This window comes from Vibrio sp. Y176 (genome assembly GCF_033438945.1).
The window spans coordinates 1-742 of sequence record NZ_JAWOQS010000449.1 but is presented as its reverse complement, the minus strand read 5'-3'; the positions used below and the strand labels follow the sequence as shown (position 1 = coordinate 742).

The following is a 742-nucleotide window of genomic DNA, read 5'->3' as shown; positions in this document are numbered from 1 at the left end:
TCTTCTTTGTCGATGTTTCAGAAAGTTATAATCAACTGGAAGTGTCTATCTCCGGCACTGGTGATGCCGATCTATACGCTTGTTACGACAAAGTATGCCACTACTTCGAGTACGAATGGTCGAACTACACCCATGGCAGTAACGAAACGATTTCAATCCCAAAAAATGAAGACGGGTCGATCAAAATGGGACAATACTATTTCAGCATCAGTGGTCGTGAAGAATTCGACGTAGAACTGTCTGTTGTTGCGAAATAAATTTCTATCATCGTTCATTAGGCACCTGTTTTCTCGATGGTGCTTAATGAACATTAAATATTATTTATAGAGGTATTATAATTCTTAATTTCCTGACGTAATAACTTTAGATATAGAATATGAAACGATGTTTAAGTGTGAGTCAAACATAGTAATAGTAAACGGATAAAGTGGATAATATGAAAAGGAATATGCCTTACCTACCTAGCTTCAAATTGACTGACTTTGATATAAAAACGTTAGTACAACCTATCCTCTGTCCTAGAAGCCAAGAAATTCAATATTACGAAACTTTGTCTAAGATAAGCACTTTTGATAAGAGCGACATAAACAACGATGTATTCTTTTCCATTATAGACAATACGTTTATTCAAACTCTCGCTTTACAACAAATTCGATTTTCTCTTGAAAAATACCCTCACCAACTACACTCTTTTAATATTAAACTCTCTTGCTTAGCTGACGAAGATTTTGTCCGTGAGCTT

Annotated in this window: 1 protein-coding gene and 1 pseudogene; both read left to right on the top strand. The window is 35.2% G+C overall.

What is annotated here, in order from left to right; translation table 11 throughout:
* Window positions 1–257 (top strand): PPC domain-containing protein (locus R7O13_RS26610; protein WP_318305175.1); only part of this gene is annotated, 257 nt, incomplete at its 5' end.
* A gap of 179 nt (window positions 258–436) precedes the next feature.
* A pseudogene (locus R7O13_RS26605) lies at window positions 437–742 on the top strand (EAL domain-containing protein); the annotation flags it as partial.